Source organism: Sphingomonas sp., from assembly GCF_041661825.1.
Taxonomy (GTDB): Bacteria; Pseudomonadota; Alphaproteobacteria; order Sphingomonadales; family Sphingomonadaceae; genus Sphingomonas.
Map to the genome: position 1 here is coordinate 865,110 of NZ_JBAZTU010000001.1, position 15,291 is coordinate 880,400.

A 15,291-nucleotide genomic window follows, 5' to 3' on the forward strand; every position below is an offset into this window, starting at 1 on the left:
TTTGGCACGGCCGGTCGGGCGGGGATGGGTTCTCGCCTGGCCGACCCCTTCTCGCAAAAAGACAATATATTGATATATCTATATTATTTTGCTACGGTGCCTGAAGGCGCCGGCGGCTCGCCGAAGATATCGCTGAAACCTTTTTCATGCACATAGAGGTTGGCGGCATGGATCGAGGCACGCATGGCCTCATCGATAATGACATTCGTCCCGTGCGGATCGCTGTCGAGGTCCTTTTGCGACGTGGCTCCATAGGTCTTGACCCGGGCCGCCAGCGTCTCGTCGCCGGGCGCGACGACAGGAGCCGGCGTCGACCGCTCGAGCTGCGCGCGCTTTTCCGCAGTGGCGCGTCGCGTACGATCCTGAATCTGCTCCAGCGTATCGCCGGGACGGACCTCGACCTTCACCTCCCGCGCTGCGAGAGCCGACGGCGCCAGCGCGGCGGCGACCCGCGCCAGTTGTTGCGGGGTGACCTCCTTCGCCCAATAAGCCCTGACGGCCTCGCGATGGCGGTCCAGCAGCAGCGGCAGCTCCCGATCGCACTGCGCCGATGCCGTGGCGACCATGCGATCGATCAGGCCGGGCATATCCTTCTCTGGCGCCGCCATCTCGGGATCGCCCGTCAGCCGGGTCCGATAGCCGGTATTGCATATCTCGCGCGAGACATCGGCGATCGCGCGCGGGAGGAAATAATCCGCCATCACCTCAAGCTGTTCGGCGCGCGACAGCTCCGGCACGGCCGGCGGCGCTGCCGTTGCAGCAACCGGCGCGACAATCGCGATGGTGGCGATCAGCGTCGCGATGGATATGTGCCGCAATGCTCTGCCTCCCGGAGTTTTGGTATCCTAAGGCCAGCCGGGGGCTTTGCTCAAGGGGTCAGCCTGGCGGGGGTATGGGACTGCATCGTGCGCGCCGGGAGCACTATATTTCTTCCTGGCCGGCGCCACGTGGGTGTATCGATCGTTCGGGGGCCGGAGGCGAAGACGCCTCGATCTCACCCATAGGGAGTCTTGTGCCGATGACGATACGGACATCATTGATCCTGCCCGCGGCGCTGGCCGTGCTGGTAGCGGTTTCTGCCGCAGGAATCGCGACACCGGCCGGTGCGGGCCAGGCCGAGCAGAAGAAATCGACTGGCCAGGAAGCCGGACAGATCGTCTCGCAGCCCGCGCGCGACGTGGGGATCGAGAAGACCAAGATCCCGCCGCTGCTGATCGAGGTGAGCAAGGATCCCTATGCCCTGCGCGGCGCCGGCAATTGCCGGCAGATCGGCAGCTCGATCGCGGCGCTGACCGGGGTGCTCGGGCCGGATTATGACGATGAGGCCCCGGCGAAGAAGCGCAACATCGCCAAGGCAGGCGGGGCGGCGGTGGTGAATTCGCTGATCCCGTTCCGCGGGCTCGTCCGCGAGGTGAGCGGCGCGGGGCCGGCCGAGCGTCGGCTGAATGCGGCGTTCGATGCCGGCTTTGCGCGCCGTGGTTTCCTGCGCGGGTTGCAGCGGGCGAAGGGGTGTCGGGGGTAAGGCGGCCGTGAGCAGATACTGAGTAGCTCACGGCCGCGACACTTGATTTCAGGAGGCAGCCAGGACCTCGTTTATCTGTTGACGCTCGACTGGCGCCAGCTTGGAGATCGCGACGCGAGTTTCGTCAGCGAACGTGTTCCTTGCGGCGACAAGTTGTGCGATCGTCGTATCGTTCTGGCTAGCGATCGCGCTGGCGCCGACTTCCAGCGCCTTGTCGCGCCCCGCCGTAAATATGGCTATCTGATTGTCGAAATAGGTCAGGCCTGCCTGCAATACCGAATTGAGATGGTTCCTGCTGCATTCGAACTGGTCGGAAATGGCAGCAGCGTTCCCCTGGTCGATCTCGGCCTGCATTGCCTGAGCCAGCCCCTGCCCCTTCTCGGACGACATCGCCGCCAACTCGTCGGACCGCTCTTTGACCTGTCTGAGCTCGGCCCGTACATTGCTCACGGTTACGGTGGGGATATTGAAACTCAGCTCTCGCCTCGTCATTCTTACCTGCGGCACCTTGGTCGTATAGGTGCGACGCTTCATCGTCGCTTCCGGGACATCCAGCACCGTGGTCACTTCGTTCATGTAGAACTCTGGCACATCGGTACAAATGGTCCCCCGCCTCGTTCGGCACGGCCCATCGGGCACCTTGGTGCAGATGCCAAATACGCACCGCATCTTTGTGGGGCATATGATTTCCGGCGGGCCGTCCACGCACTTCGTCACCATCCTGGACGCAGGAATCTTGTACTTCCATTCCTGCCGACGACTTGCCATCTCGGGAATGGAAAAGACAAAATCCTGATCTCTCATCGTGAATTGCGGGAGATCGATGACAATCGTGTGCTTTTTCGATCCAATCTCCACGTCGACCCCAACAGCTGTTCCAGCAGCACTGGGCTTGGGCGCATCATCGGTTATCTGTTTCGCTTCCTGTTGCACCTGAGCAGCGAGTTCCGCGAACCGCTGCTCATACGTCTTCGCGATCGCGTCCGAACGTGCCGTCATGGCCGTTTCGTCCACGGGACACGGGTTCTGCGCGGCGGAAAGCTCCTCGAAGGAACCCGAACTCTGAATCGCCATCAATATTGCAAGGCATGTCTGTATCATGGAATCCACCCTCTCCGAGCCACCGCTCAGCACAAGAAATTGACCAGATCCTGCTCATTCGCCTGACTGCAAGCCGGCGTATCGGGCAGGAATTCCCGAATCCGCACCTCTCAACCGGATCGGGGCTCCGGCATCGGCGCACATGTTCGTCAGCGCATCATGATCGCCTCCCTTTTCCAGGGATCGACCTAGCGACCGGATATGGGCGGGGGGCGTGACGGGCGTCACGCGGACCACCTGTCGCGGGGAATTACGCTGCCCTCCTCACTGAAGGGAGAGTCGACATGACCAGAAGGCATAAACTGACATTCGCGGCCGCGACCGTGGCGCTGATGCTGCCCGTGGCGGCGACGGGGCAGGCACCCTCCCCTCAGGCCAGCCCGGCAGCAACGACGCCCAGTCCTTCCGCAGAGCCAACCGAGTTCCTGATCGGACCGATCTCCCAGGACCAGGATGTCAACGGAACAATGGTGCGGGTGACCGTGAACAACTACTTCAAGGTGGTGTCCAAAAAGGAAGGCCTCTCGCTCGAATCAAGGCTCGAAGTGGACCTGAGCGATTTGCAGCAAAAATTCCCGGAAATATTGGGAGCCATGCCGCTGCCCAAAGACAATTGCGGCAGCTACAAATTGGACAATCTCGTGGTCTCCCTACCCAACAGGGACTTGAGAGCCGAGGGCGATCACGCGCTTATGGCGATAGGCGGGAAGGTCGATATCTGGAGCTGCTTCGAGAACCCCATTCCCAACACCAAAATAGAGTGGCAGGTGAAAAATATCGGATTTGGTATCAAGACAAAAGTCCCTGTGCTGATAACCTGGCCAGGCAGCCCGATAAAGAACAAGACCGCTTCACAACCTTTCGACGCGACACTCCCGATCTACTTCAGGAAACTCGACGACAGAACAATCGGCATCGTACTCGGGCAACCCAGCGTCAATTTGAAGGGACAGTATGTCTTCATCACCAAAGGGATATTGTCCCTGGCAAACATCGATGTGAACGAGGAAGCGAGGAAAGCCATCAACAAGGCGATCGCCCCCGATTCATTGCTCAAGGCGATTCCGGAAGAATTTTCCGCGATGAACCCGATCGTCAAGGACGCAACATTCTATAACCAGGGAGGTCAATTGGCCGCGCGGATAAACGTCAGTGCGACAATCCCGCCCGAGAAGATCACCGAGTGGATCAGCTTGATGTTGAAAAAGCCGGAGAACGCCAAGCCATAGCACTCATCGACCCGCCAGCCGGCCCGTGAAGGATCGACGGCGGCGCGGACATGAACCGCGCCGCCGCCGAAGCACCTAGTTGATGCCCTGGAGGGCGTGCTTGAAATCGCGCATCTCGTCATGGCCGGCGCGGACCGAGCCGTAAGCGGTCTGGAGGGCAGAAACGACCCGGCGACGCTCGGTGGCGCGGCCTGAACATCTGCACGTGGCGGTCATTCCCCGGCGTCCTTCGCTGCCTCGGCATAGCCGTCGACGCTGTCGAGCGTCGTGGCGATCAGGCCGTTGAGCGTGCGGACATCGTGGCTGGTGTCAGTCATGGAAGACTCCTCGATTGCGGGAGCGGACTGAACGCGTGTGCCGGGCCGTGCGACCGGGACTTATGTCGCTGATCGAGATCAAGGGACTGGTCGATCTGGCCGGACCCGCAACGAGAAGAGCGTCGTATCGTGATCGGTGCCGCCAACCACCACGCTGTAGAATGTGCCTGCGGCCTTGGCCACCGTGAACTCCGCGCGGGTCAGCTTCGAGCCGTCCTTCCATGTGCCGTTCTCGCGCACCGCAAAGAAGGTTGCCGAGGCTGCGACATGGTAGGTCGGGGCGACGCCCAGCATTGCCTGGACATCCGCGATGAGCGCCGGCTGGGGCGATGCGGTGGAAATGCCGCAGATCGTCCGGCGTTCGCCGAGCGACACGCTGTCGCGGACATCCAGCATGAGCGTCGCGTCGCCAGCCCGGATGAGCCGATCGAAGGCCGGATCGAAATTCTTCGGCGCATCCGCCCCGCTGCGACGCCAGCCGCTGCGATCGGCAAGGGCGAGAACAGCCTGGGGCGACTGATCCCCCGCCATGCACAGGGACTCATATGCTGCCGTCATCGCGCGAGCCGAATCCGGGACCGCCACTGCCGCCGCCATCGCCATCGCCATCGCCATCGCGACCATCCTATCCGCCCTGACCAGAGGATTCCCGGGTGCCCTGTCTAGGATCGCCGCGATCGGGTGGCGAATGAACTTTCCGTAATGTTCGGGGGCAGAGGCACGATGGATATGCTATGTTCGCCGCGAAGAAGCGGGAGGCGACCATGTCGGCTTGCGACGAAGAACCCTGCAAATCGCTGATCGACGACTATTGGGACAAGACGTTCACGGCCCAGGACGCCGAACTGGTGCTGCGGCTCCATTGCGACGTGTGGAAGGCCGCGCGGCACGATTACTGGATCCTGTTCTCGCTGTGGCTCGCGGTGGCCGCCAGCGCGATGGCGTGCGCGGCGCTTCATTTGCCGCCGATCGCCTGCGCGGCGCTGACGGTGACGAGCTTCCTGCTGCTGCTGTCGCTGTTCGTCTGGGGCATCAGGATCGTGCGGCTGCGGCGGCTGGTGCGGGTGTATGAGGCGATCTGCCGACGCCATTATTCCGAGATGCTGTCGATCCGTCGCGCGATCGCGGTGAAATGCCCGCGCGAGTGCCAGCCTCAGGCAGTGAAGATCGAGTGCGGTTGCTGAGGGGGTGACCAGCCGGTGCCAACGAGCGGTTCAGCCTTAGTATAGTGTTCCCGAGTTTCGCCATTCTCCTGGCGAATTAACCCTTTCGTATCGCGCGACGGAATAGGGCGGTCGGGTGACGCTGTTTGCTGAAATATGGGCCGAAGCGCGCCCGGTCGCCATTGTGAGCGCGTTCAGCCTGTCGCTGATGACGGCGGTCGAACTGCTGTTTCCGCGCGAGAAGCAGTCGCTTCACCAGCGATTGACCGGCCTTGGGATATGGGCGTTGTACGTGCCCATCAGCATGGTGATCTTCAAGCTGTTCCACGCGCTCTGGGTAGCGATCGGCATCAGGCCGCTCCTCACCGTGCCCATGTCGTTCGACTGGACAGGAATCGCGGCGATCGTCGTGGCGCCGATCGCGGCGGCGCTGGTCTATGACTTCTTCTTCTACTGGTTCCATCGGGCGCAGCACGCCTTCGCCTGGCGGTTTCATGCGGTGCATCATTCGATCCGGGAATTGAACGCGGCCAATTCATACCACCATGTCAGCGAGCCGATTTTCCAGGCGGTGTTCCTGCTGCTGCCGGTGAGCCTGATCGTGACCGATACCGGCCCCACTGTCCCGGCGATGCTGATCATCCTCCATCTTCAGGCGACCTTCATCCACTCGCCGACCAGCATCAACCTCGGCCCGTTGCGCGTGTTCTTTTGCGACAACCGGTTTCATCGGATCCATCATTCGCTCGAAGAGAAGCATTTCGACAAGAATTTCGGGGCGTTCACGACCTTGTGGGATCGCCTGTTCGGAACGGCATGGTTCCCCGCCAGGAGCGAGTGGCCCGCGACGGGCCTGGCGGAGATCGATCAACCGCGGAGCCTGCGGGGCTGGATCGACCTGCCGATCAGGTTCCGGCGCGGCGGTCCGGATGCGGCAGCGGAGTCCGCGCTGGTACAGTGAATCCCGCTGGAGCGATGTTGGAAATGTCATGAGGGTTGCTGACATTTTGCGGGTCGTCGTCGCGACGACGTTATAATACCATTCTATTTCAAATATTTAGCTTGGCGCTTCAGCGCCCGCGCAGCCGGAAATGTCAGTCCGCACTGACATTTCCGGCGCCTCCCCGTCATGCCGGGCCGCGCAGCAGCGGCAGGAGCTGGTCGCCTTGGCGCCGGATCTCGGAGAGATAGGGCGTGTCCGACAGCACGAAATGGGTGATGCCGAGCGCTTCATATTTGCGCAGCGAGGCAGCGACGTCGGCCGCCGAGCCGACCAGCCAGGTCGTGCCGGCACCGCCGCCGCCGAACTTGCCGGGCGTGGTGTAGAGATTGTCGTCGAGCACTTCGCCGCGCGCATGGAGATCGAGCAGGCGCTGCTGGCCCGTCGCGACCCAGGTGCGGTGGTCGTTCCAGCCCCTGCCCTCGCCCTTCGCCATTTCGGCGACCTTGGCCTCGGCATCGGCCCAGGCCTGTTCGGTGGTGTCGCGCACCAGCGTGGTGATGCGCAGGCCGAATTCGAGCGGCGGCAGATTGCGGTCGAGATCCCGGCCCAGCGCCTTCAGCCGCTCGATCCGTTCGCGCACGCCGTCGAGCGGCTCGCCCCAGAAGAGCTGGACGTCGGCCTCGGTGGCGGCGACCCGCTCGGCCGCGGCGGAGGCCCCGCCGAAATAGAAGCGGGGATGGCGCCGGTCGCCGCGGGCCTGGAGGCGCGGGATCACGGTCGAGCCAGTGACCTGGAAGTGCTCGCCGGCAAAAGTGACATTCTCTTCGGTCCAGAGCCGGCGGACGAGCTGCATGAACTCCTTGGTGCGGGCATAGCGCTGCGCCTGATCGCCCTCGCTGTCGCCGTACGCGGCGAGATTGTCCTGGCCCGACACGATGTTGATGCGCACGCGGCCGCCGCTCAGATCGTCGAGCGTCGCCGCGGCCGAAGCGAAATTGGCCGGACGCCAATAGCCCGGGCGGATCGCGATCAGCGGCTCGAAGCTGGTGGTGCGCGCGGTGAGCGCGGTGGCGAGGGTGAAGGTATCGGGCCGCCCCCAGCCAGTGCCGAGCAGCGCGCCCTTCCAGCCATGGTCCTCGAGCGCTTTGGCGTGGGTGGTCAATATGTCGAGGCTGTTGGCGCCCGCCGGCGTTGTGTCGCCGCGATGGCCGGTGCCGATTTGATTGGGGATGTACCAGAGGAATTCGGAATCGCTGCTCATGACTCACCTTGCCGGGTTATTCCTATCTATCCGATAGGAATTAAGATGCTGGAGCGCAACGGGGTTGATATTCGGGGCGATAAAGATGGGATGCGTGGTGCCGCGCAGGGTGCTGCTCCATGGGCACGCACCACGACCCGAGATCAGGTCGGCGGGGCGGGCGCCGTCATCAGGCCGCTAACGGCCCAATGCCGGTGGTTCCGGGCCGGCACGAAGCTTTGCTTCTGGCAGAATCGGCCATTCGCCCGGTGGGAAATCGCCGGCTGGCAGCGCGGGCCATGTCGGTTCGTCGCACGGTGCGCTCGACCCAACCGCTCGGCCAACGACTTTCCCGGGCTTGTTCATCTGCGAGACAGCTTGGCGTGACACGCAAGGCCGCGGGGGGGCAATTCAAAGGAGATTGCCTCATGCGTGTCATTTCAAAAAGGCCGGGAACGCGCTTCCTGGTTGCCGCGCTGGCCGTGTCCGTGACGGGCATCGTGTCCGCGCAGGAACAACAACAGCCGCAGCCGCAGCCGCAGCAAGAGCAGCAGCAGAGCTCGCCCGAATCCAATGTCGTCGTTTATGGCACTCCGGCTGCGTTGACCCCTGGGCCCGAGGTCAAGGGCGTCATCGCCGCGCGCAATGCCGACAAGCTGAAAGTCAAAACCGCCGACGGCAGCAGCGTGATCATCGCCGTCAACGATACCACGCGGATCAAGGCCGGAGGCGGCCTGTTCAGCGGCAATAGCAAGCTTGGCGCGGACGCGCTGCTCAACGGGATGCCGGTTACCGTCAAGACGTTGCAGGCGGGTGACGGGCAGCCGGGCGCTGAGCTGGTCGCAAGCCAGATCACTTTCCGGAAGAACGACCTCAAGACCGCGACGATGATCCGCAACGCGACGGACCAGCGCTTCGAGGAACAGACCGCGGCAACGGAGTCGTTGCGCGGCCGCCTGGGCGATATCGACAAATATAATATCAAGGGCACCACCAATGTGCACTTCGATACCGGCAAGTCGGAACTGTCCGCCGAGGATAGAGCCCAGCTCTGCTCGACGGCAACCACCGCCGAGGCAACGGAGAATGCCCTGATCCTGGTGGTCGGCTACACCGATTCGACCGGCAGCGACGACCTCAATCAGGCGCTCAGCGAAAAGCGCGCCAACCGCGTCATCAATTATCTCCAGCAGAAGTGCGGCTGGAAACCCTATCGGATGCTGACCCCGACCGGGATGGCCACGGCGGATCCGCTGGCGAGCAACGACACCGAAGAAGGCAAGGCGCAGAACCGCCGCGTTGCGGTGAATATCCTGGTCAGCAAGAGCGTCGACGTCATGTGACGTGCGCGGGAGCGGCTTCGCTTGCCCCGCCATCGGGCAAGCGGACGTCGCACCGTATCTCTGCACCGGGCCGGGAGCGGCAGTCCGCTCCCGGTCCGAGGTCCTTTGTTTCCCGTAGAGAAGAGGGCGGATCGCGGCGGAGGGCCGCGCGCGCGCCGATACGGTTAGCGCGATCTTAACCATGGCACTTCCACAACGACGCCAGCGACGGCCCAGCAATGCCGACAATCGCCGTCGCCGATCGGGAAGCCATGCACGTTCTTTTCTATCTGCCGGTCGTGACCCCCTGGTGGTTCGATGCGATCGTCGCGCCGATCATCCGGATCATGGCGCGCGACGCGAAGGTCAGCGTGCTCGTGCCGCCGATGTGGCGCGGGACCGGGATCGGTGCCGGGCAGCTCGCACGCTGCGCCGACCTGGAGACGGTCGACTGGTATATCCTCGACGGGGAGGATCATCCCAGGCTCCGCACCTCCGCCGCCGACGAGGCCGACCTGATCGCGCTGGTCAACGATATCGGCGCCGACCTGACCTTGTGCCGCAGCGCCGACCTGGCCACCCCTGCCCTTTTCCCCGGCATCGTCCGCTTCATCATGGAAGGCGCCGCCCCGCCCTTCGCCACCGACCCGGCGACGGTGTGGCTGCCGGACACCCTGTTCGACCATGCCATGATGCCGCCGATCGAGCCCGCCGCCCGCGCGCGGATCGATGCGCTGTTCCGACCTTGGTGGGACGACGCGCATGCGCGGTTCGGCCCGCCCGATCGCGACGCCTTCCTGGCGCGCGCCGGGCTGCCGCAGGGCAGGAAGCTGATCGGCCTGCCGCTCGAGTACGAGCATGAGGAGATGTTCTTCGCGCAGCATTACAGCTTCCCGAGCAACATCGCCCTGATCGACGAGATCGCCGACCGGATCGACGACGACACGATCCTCGCCGTGACCAACCATCCGCTGAACGAAGTGCATTGCGACAATGCGCCGTTGCACGCGGCGATCGCGACGCATGGCGGCAAAGTCCGGATGGTGCCGGCGATCGACGGGCCCGGCGGCGCGACGATGAAGCTGGCGCGCTATTGCGACGGCATGATCGTCGGTAATTCCAAGAGCTTTGGCGGCTGCGCCTTTTTCGGGACGCCGATGCTGCGGCTGTCGCGCTTCCGCACCGGCGGCTGGATGAACGCCTATGACGCGTTCGACCCCTTTGCCGCCGCGATCGACGCGGGCACGGCGCGCGCCGCCGATCCGGCGGATGCGCTGAGCTGGTTCGCGCTCCACCTGATCGACCATGTGTTCGACCCGGCCACGCCCGGCCTGACCGCCGCCGACCTGATCGACCGCGTCGCCAACTCCGTCAACGAGGCGCGCTGGCAAGCCGGCGCCGCCCGCCTGCCCCGGCTCCCGCTGCGGGCGGCCGCGTGACCGGACCCAATCCCACCGAAAGGCCATCTCATGTATGATCTTGCCGTCGTCGTGCCCGTCCGCAAGGGCAGCTCGCGCATCGCCAACAAATCGATGCTGCCGTTCGGCGATGCCGCGTCCCTGATCGAGTGGAAGCTGCGCCAGCTCGTTACGGTGATCGACCCAGCGCGGATCTATCTGAGTTCGGAGGACGATGAATTCCTCGCGCTCGCCGATCGCTTCGGCGTGTCGCGGCACAAGCGCCCGATGCGGCTGGCGATCGACCATGTCGCGCCGTTCCGCGACGTCATCACCGGCATCGTCCGCGACATCCCGCACGAGCATATCGCCTGGAGCACCGTGGTGTGCCCGCTGATGGCGCCGCAGGAATATCTGAACGCGTTCCGCACCTATCACGATCAGGTGATCCTGGGGGACCATGACTCGCTGGTGGGCGTGAACCTGCTCAAGGAATATTTCTGGGCGGAGGGCCGATCGCTCAACTACCGCGCCACGCGCGACCACACGATCTCGCAGGAGCTGCCCGACTGGTTCAAGGTGACCAACAGCCTGTATATGTGCGCCAGGCGCGATATCCTGCAGCGCGAATATTTCATCGGGGACAAGCCGGTGATGGAGCAGCTGTCCAAGCTGGCCGGGGTCGATATCGACTATATCGAGGATTACCGGATCGCGCGCGCGCTGCACGCGGTCTATGCCGAGGACGGGCTCGACGCGGTCGACCCGACCACGCTGATCGACTGGAGCCGGGACGCCTTTCCCCTGCCGATCGCGGTGTGAGGTTGGGTGGATGCGCATGCCGGCTTCTAGCGCGTGGCGCGCGCGGTTGAATCGAGCGCGGCGCGGTGGGAGAAGCTGTATCGCTTCTGGGAGGGGATGACCGCGCGCTTCGGTTCGATGACTGAGGCTGGAACGGGTACCCATTGGCGCACCGCGCCGTAATTCCCGATTGCGGGCGTGACGGCCATCACGAGGCCGGGTGAGATGACGCGCTACTTTTCTGCTTCCGACCGGGAAAGGAATCGTCATGCTCAGGACAATCGCTCCACTCTGCGCGTTGCTCATCTGCTCCGTTGCCGAGGCGCAGGTGCCGGCAGCACCCGAGACCAAATCGGTACCGCGCGAAGCGCTGAACACGCGTGCGAGTCCGCTCAATCAAAGTTGCGGCTCAATGGCCGGCAAGCAAAACGCGAAGTCCGGCTTCTACTGGGTGACGCTCGACGACGAGCACCAGGTGCTGATGTATTGCAACAACGACACCACGTTCGACAACCTCAAGGGGGGCTGGACGCTGGTGTGGAGCAACCTGCGCGGCGGCAGGGGCAAACTCGTCTCCGATCTCCACTGGGGCGCGTCGATCGAAACCCTGCCCCGCTACCGCGGTGCGATGATCACCCAGGCTTCGCAGGACCTTCAATCCTTCGAAGTTTTCACTGGGTTGCGCTGGTGGCGGCGGATCATCGATGCAGGCAAGCGGCGTGAAATGGCGTATGTCTGGGCGCACAATTACGGGGATCTGAATCAGGTCGATCGGCAGGCGGGCTGCCAATTCGACCTCGTCCCGACGGACGGCTGGATGATCACCTTCAAGCAAGCGTCCTGCAAAGGGATAGCGGGAACGACCGAGCTTCCCGAACTCTTTACCAACCAGGGCGGCAATCGCTGGTCGACGATCGACCAGGACAACGACAAATATCCGGGATCATGCGCGAGCCTTTATGGCGGCGGCGCGCCATGGTGGTATCATTCCTGCTGGAGCGGCTCGATCTCGGGCGGGGGCGAGCTTGCCGATGGCGGGCAGTCCAACGGCGCTTACTGGAAGGGCATGGCGTCGAAATGGGGCGAAGCCGATGGGACGGGCGCCGGGAACGGATGGCTCTATATCCGCTGATCGGGACGCGCTGCGGCTGCCGGACGGCGAACTGCCACCGTAGCCCCCATCCGCCTCACCGCGACGGCCGCGGTGCCTTGTCCTTGTTGCGCTTGTCGGCGACGAAGCTGTGGCCGCCCTCGCCCTTGTAGATGTCGAACAGGCCGATCGCCTCGAACAGCTCGGGGAAATTGCGCATGCCGTAGTTGCGCGGATCGATCGAGGCCTGGCGTTTCGCTGCGCTGCCGGCCGCGGGCATCGAGGCCCAGCCGTCGTCCCAGGCGGCCGCCTCCACCGCGCCGCGCAGGATGGTGACGAGGGTCGCATCCTGGGCGAGGACCTTGCCCGGCGATTTCGGCGGGGGCGCCTCGGCCTTTGACTTTGCGCCGGTGCCGGCGGTCTTGCTGTCCTTGCCCTTTTCGGCGGGCGGGGCGGCGGGGGCCGGTGCGGCGGGATCAGCGAGGCTGTCGAGATAGAGGAAGGTCGTGCAGGCGTTGACGAACGGATCCGGCGTCTTGCGCTCGCCAAAGCCATAGACGTCGTGGCCGTTCGCCTTGAGCTGCATGACCAGGGGCGTGAAATCCGCGTCGCTGGACGCGATGCAGAAGCCGTCGAGCTTCTGGGTGTAGAGCAGCTCCATCGCGTCGATGACGAGGGCGATGTCGGTCGCGTTCTTGCCGGTGGAATAGCTGAACTGCTGGATCGGGCGGATGGCGAAGGCGTGCAGCTTCTCCTTCCAGCCCTTCAGGCCGGCGCTGCCCCAGTCGCCATAGGCGCGGCGGATATTGGCAGTGCCGTATTTGGAGAGCTCGGCCAGGATCAGCGCAATCTTGGTGTGCGAGACATTGTCGGCGTCGATCAGCAGCGCGATGCGGCGATTGGGGGCAGGGGTGGTGGGTTGGTAGTCTTCCATTGTTTTCTTTCCTGTCGGCGCGGTGGCCGGGGTCGTGGGGCGCGGCGCGATGTGCGGGCGCTATCGTGATGGCGTGGTGGCGGCGGGTTGAGTCGCCGGTGCGGGATGAGGGTAGCATAGGGTTGCCGGGATTGCGGTAGTGCCTGCGGATGGAGCGGCGTGCCGGTCCGTGCCGGACGATCAGTCCGGGACATAGGGCACCTGCCTGTCGGCGACGCGCGCCATTTGCCTTACGCAGACGCTCGACCAGGCCGCCCGGGTCGGCGGGCGCGCCGAACAAGAAATGGGTTGGAGCGTGTGGTATCGTAAACCCGCAATTCCGCGCGCTTCTCGACGGATCGTGAATGCCGCCATAGAGATCGATCATGCCGACACTCATTACCCGCTCGGAAATGTTTGAGCTGTTGCTCGTAGCGGACCCGTCATTCCGCTCCCGGTGGGATGCGTTTCTCGCAGAATGGTCCGAAGAGGAAGAGACGAAAGAGGATGGGCTGCCGCTCTATCTGGCGCAGGATTCTCTCGCAGAGCACCTCATCCAACGGCTCGGTGCGGGCGATACCGACGGGTTCGACGCCGTGTTCGACGTGGTCGAGCGATGGCATGTCGAGGGGGACGCATATGTGAGCGAAGCGGCGAGTATCGGTTTGCTTGAGTCGCTCCAGAACCAACTTGGTGGCGACGACCGTCGTTACAAGACGCGCAAAGGCGTCCGGGCCTCGGATTTCGAGCGTTGGCTGCGGCCGGAGACGCGGAAGTGGTGGGACAAGCTGTATCGTTTCTGGGGCGGGGATAACCGGGCGCTTCGGTTCGACAGTTAGGCTTTAAAAGATCGGGTCGGGCGCATCCGGAAACTGGTATCGGCATCGTAACATACTTGCAGCACCCCGCTCCTATTGGCACAAGCATCGCAAAGTTCGGGGGAGGGAAAGATGATTTTACAGGGTCGCAGGCCGTATCTGGTGCTGATCGCCATCGCGGTTGCGCTGTTTGCCGTGTTCCTGTCGCCGCAGGCGGCGCAGGCGATGAAATTCTACGTCGCGAATGCCCTTGGCGAGGTGAAGCCCGAGGAAAAAGTCACCCCCGCCACGCCGAAGCCGGTGCAGATCCTCTTCGAGTTCCAGCGCAATGGCAAGGTCAACGCCAAGGCGACCAAGACGGTCAAGCTGTGGGCCATCGAAGACCTGAAGAAGACCGGCGACTTCAGCGAGGTGGTCGAGACACCGACCGCCGACGGGGCGGTGATCAGCATCAAGTTCAACAATGTGGTGATCAAGGAAGATCTCGACAAGGCCAAGAAACAGGCCTTTGGCGCCGGCCTCGGTTTCGGCCTGTTCGGTGGCGTCGTCACCGTCGACCATTATGTGGTCAGCTTCGACTATGTCGCGGCGACCGGTGCCGCACCGATCCATACCGAGGTGACGCACGAGCTGTACGGGAAATATGGCAAGAAGGACGTCGAGATCCCGGGCACGGAATATGCGAAGGTCGATGAGGCGGTAAAGGTCCTTGTCCGCCAGGCGCTGGAGCGCGGCGCGAACAACCTCGTCTCCGACCCGTCCTTTCCGCGTTGAGCCCGATGGGGCGGTTCCCCCGCTTTCGGGCCGCCCTGCTCGTGCTCGGCTGCGTGACGGCGAGCGGCTGCACCTCGGCGATCGACGAGGTGCCGCCGTCGCTCGAAACGATGCGGGTGTTGCGCGACCAGGGCGTGCCGCCGATGGCGCTCGGCGCCTTCACGCCGGCCAGCCGCGACATCGGTCGCGCGATCCAGATCCGGCTTTCGGTCCTGCATGCGCCGAAGGGGCGCACCTTCGCCGAATTTCTCGGCGCGACCTTCGAGACCGAATTGAAGGCGGCCGGGAAGCTCGACCCCGCATCGCCGCTGCGGCTCGACGGCGTGCTGACGGAAAGCCGGGCGAGCGAGGATTTCAAGAAGGGCGGCGGGTCGCTCGGCGCCAGGATCAGCCTGTGGCGCAATGGCAAACTGGTGCTGGCCAAGGACTATCGTGTGGACGCGAAATGGCATTCCGATTTCATCGGCGCGCTCGCGATCGAGGAGGCGTTTCTGCAGTATAATGCGCTTTATGCGCAGCTGGTGCGGAAGGCGCTTTCCGATCCTGCGCTTATCGCGGCGGCGAAGGGTTAGGGTATCGCGGGGGCGGGACCAGCAGAGGGCAGCTACGCGTTTCGGCGTGATGGCCGAGGCCTCCCTGTGGCAACCCAGTGAGTAAACTG

The 15,291-nt window shown here is 63.8% G+C and carries 18 protein-coding genes; 11 read left to right on the forward strand and 7 right to left on the reverse strand.

What is annotated here, in order from left to right; all coding sequences use genetic code 11:
• Positions 1–83 precede the first annotated feature (83 nt).
• The gene (locus tag WC729_RS03890) at positions 84–818 is read right to left on the reverse strand and encodes a hypothetical protein (RefSeq protein WP_372849725.1); all 735 of its coding nucleotides are present in this window, start codon (positions 816–818) and stop codon (positions 84–86) included.
• A gap of 200 nt (positions 819–1,018) precedes the next feature.
• Between WC729_RS03890 and WC729_RS03895 the strand changes: the two genes are divergently transcribed.
• Positions 1,019–1,522: a hypothetical protein gene (locus WC729_RS03895; protein ID WP_372849727.1), complete on the forward strand. Its 504-nt coding sequence runs from the start codon at positions 1,019–1,021 to the stop codon at positions 1,520–1,522.
• A gap of 48 nt (positions 1,523–1,570) precedes the next feature.
• Here the strand turns inward: WC729_RS03895 and WC729_RS03900 are convergent, their stop codons facing one another.
• Positions 1,571–2,596: a hypothetical protein gene (locus WC729_RS03900; RefSeq protein ID WP_372849729.1), complete on the reverse strand. Its 1,026-nt coding sequence runs from the start codon at positions 2,594–2,596 to the stop codon at positions 1,571–1,573.
• Between the two features lie 311 nt (positions 2,597–2,907).
• Between WC729_RS03900 and WC729_RS03905 the strand changes: the two genes are divergently transcribed.
• The gene (locus WC729_RS03905) at positions 2,908–3,852 is read left to right on the forward strand and encodes a hypothetical protein (protein WP_372849731.1); all 945 of its coding nucleotides are present in this window, start codon (positions 2,908–2,910) and stop codon (positions 3,850–3,852) included.
• A 75-nt stretch (positions 3,853–3,927) separates the two neighbouring features.
• Here the strand turns inward: WC729_RS03905 and WC729_RS03910 are convergent, their stop codons facing one another.
• Positions 3,928–4,068 (reverse strand): hypothetical protein, encoded by a 141-nt coding sequence (locus WC729_RS03910; protein WP_372849733.1) that lies wholly within the window; start codon positions 4,066–4,068, stop codon positions 3,928–3,930.
• 179 nt (positions 4,069–4,247) lie between these two features.
• On the reverse strand, positions 4,248–4,784 hold the full coding sequence (locus WC729_RS03915; RefSeq protein WP_372849735.1) for a hypothetical protein: 537 nt from the start codon (positions 4,782–4,784) through the stop codon (positions 4,248–4,250).
• A gap of 119 nt (positions 4,785–4,903) precedes the next feature.
• Here WC729_RS03915 and WC729_RS03920 point away from each other — a divergent pair, with 119 nt between their 5' ends.
• Positions 4,904–5,353 (forward strand): hypothetical protein, encoded by a 450-nt coding sequence (locus WC729_RS03920; RefSeq protein ID WP_372849737.1) that lies wholly within the window; start codon positions 4,904–4,906, stop codon positions 5,351–5,353.
• A 115-nt stretch (positions 5,354–5,468) separates the two neighbouring features.
• Positions 5,469–6,293 carry a sterol desaturase family protein gene (locus tag WC729_RS03925; RefSeq protein WP_372849739.1) on the forward strand — a complete coding sequence of 275 codons (825 nt, stop codon included), beginning with the start codon at positions 5,469–5,471 and terminating at the stop codon, positions 6,291–6,293.
• Between the two features lie 166 nt (positions 6,294–6,459).
• Here WC729_RS03925 and WC729_RS03930 read toward each other — a convergent pair whose 3' ends face one another.
• A complete protein-coding gene (locus WC729_RS03930) occupies positions 6,460–7,536 on the reverse strand; it encodes an LLM class flavin-dependent oxidoreductase (RefSeq protein ID WP_372849741.1) in 1,077 nt (358 codons plus the stop codon).
• Between the two features lie 407 nt (positions 7,537–7,943).
• Between WC729_RS03930 and WC729_RS03935 the strand changes: the two genes are divergently transcribed.
• The 3 genes from WC729_RS03935 (at position 7,944) to WC729_RS03945 (ending at position 11,056) form a co-directional block, all read left to right on the forward strand.
• Entirely contained in the window at positions 7,944–8,858 is a 915-nt protein-coding gene (locus tag WC729_RS03935) for an OmpA family protein (RefSeq protein ID WP_372850995.1), read from the forward strand.
• A 251-nt stretch (positions 8,859–9,109) separates the two neighbouring features.
• On the forward strand, positions 9,110–10,276 hold the full coding sequence (locus WC729_RS03940; protein ID WP_372849743.1) for a hypothetical protein: 1,167 nt from the start codon (positions 9,110–9,112) through the stop codon (positions 10,274–10,276).
• Positions 10,277–10,306: 30 nt separating this feature from the next.
• Positions 10,307–11,056 (forward strand): cytidylyltransferase domain-containing protein, encoded by a 750-nt coding sequence (locus WC729_RS03945; RefSeq protein WP_372849745.1) that lies wholly within the window; start codon positions 10,307–10,309, stop codon positions 11,054–11,056.
• Between the two features lie 26 nt (positions 11,057–11,082).
• Here the strand turns inward: WC729_RS03945 and WC729_RS03950 are convergent, their stop codons facing one another.
• Entirely contained in the window at positions 11,083–11,244 is a 162-nt protein-coding gene (locus WC729_RS03950; protein ID WP_372849747.1) for a hypothetical protein, read from the reverse strand.
• Between the two features lie 59 nt (positions 11,245–11,303).
• On the opposite strand from WC729_RS03950, the gene WC729_RS03955 reads away from it, so the two are divergent.
• Positions 11,304–12,167 carry a fibrinogen-related protein gene (locus WC729_RS03955; protein ID WP_372849749.1) on the forward strand — a complete coding sequence of 288 codons (864 nt, stop codon included), beginning with the start codon at positions 11,304–11,306 and terminating at the stop codon, positions 12,165–12,167.
• A 55-nt stretch (positions 12,168–12,222) separates the two neighbouring features.
• Here WC729_RS03955 and WC729_RS03960 read toward each other — a convergent pair whose 3' ends face one another.
• The gene (locus tag WC729_RS03960; protein ID WP_372849751.1) at positions 12,223–13,059 is read right to left on the reverse strand and encodes an NYN domain-containing protein; all 837 of its coding nucleotides are present in this window, start codon (positions 13,057–13,059) and stop codon (positions 12,223–12,225) included.
• Between the two features lie 365 nt (positions 13,060–13,424).
• On the opposite strand from WC729_RS03960, the gene WC729_RS03965 reads away from it, so the two are divergent.
• The 3 genes from WC729_RS03965 to WC729_RS03975 all read left to right on the forward strand — a co-directional run bounded on the left by WC729_RS03965 (position 13,425) and on the right by WC729_RS03975 (position 15,202).
• The gene (locus WC729_RS03965; protein ID WP_372849753.1) at positions 13,425–13,877 is read left to right on the forward strand and encodes a hypothetical protein; all 453 of its coding nucleotides are present in this window, start codon (positions 13,425–13,427) and stop codon (positions 13,875–13,877) included.
• 111 nt (positions 13,878–13,988) lie between these two features.
• Positions 13,989–14,630: a hypothetical protein gene (locus WC729_RS03970; protein WP_372849755.1), complete on the forward strand. Its 642-nt coding sequence runs from the start codon at positions 13,989–13,991 to the stop codon at positions 14,628–14,630.
• A 5-nt stretch (positions 14,631–14,635) separates the two neighbouring features.
• On the forward strand, positions 14,636–15,202 hold the full coding sequence (locus tag WC729_RS03975) for a hypothetical protein (protein ID WP_372849757.1): 567 nt from the start codon (positions 14,636–14,638) through the stop codon (positions 15,200–15,202).
• Positions 15,203–15,291 lie beyond the last annotated feature (89 nt).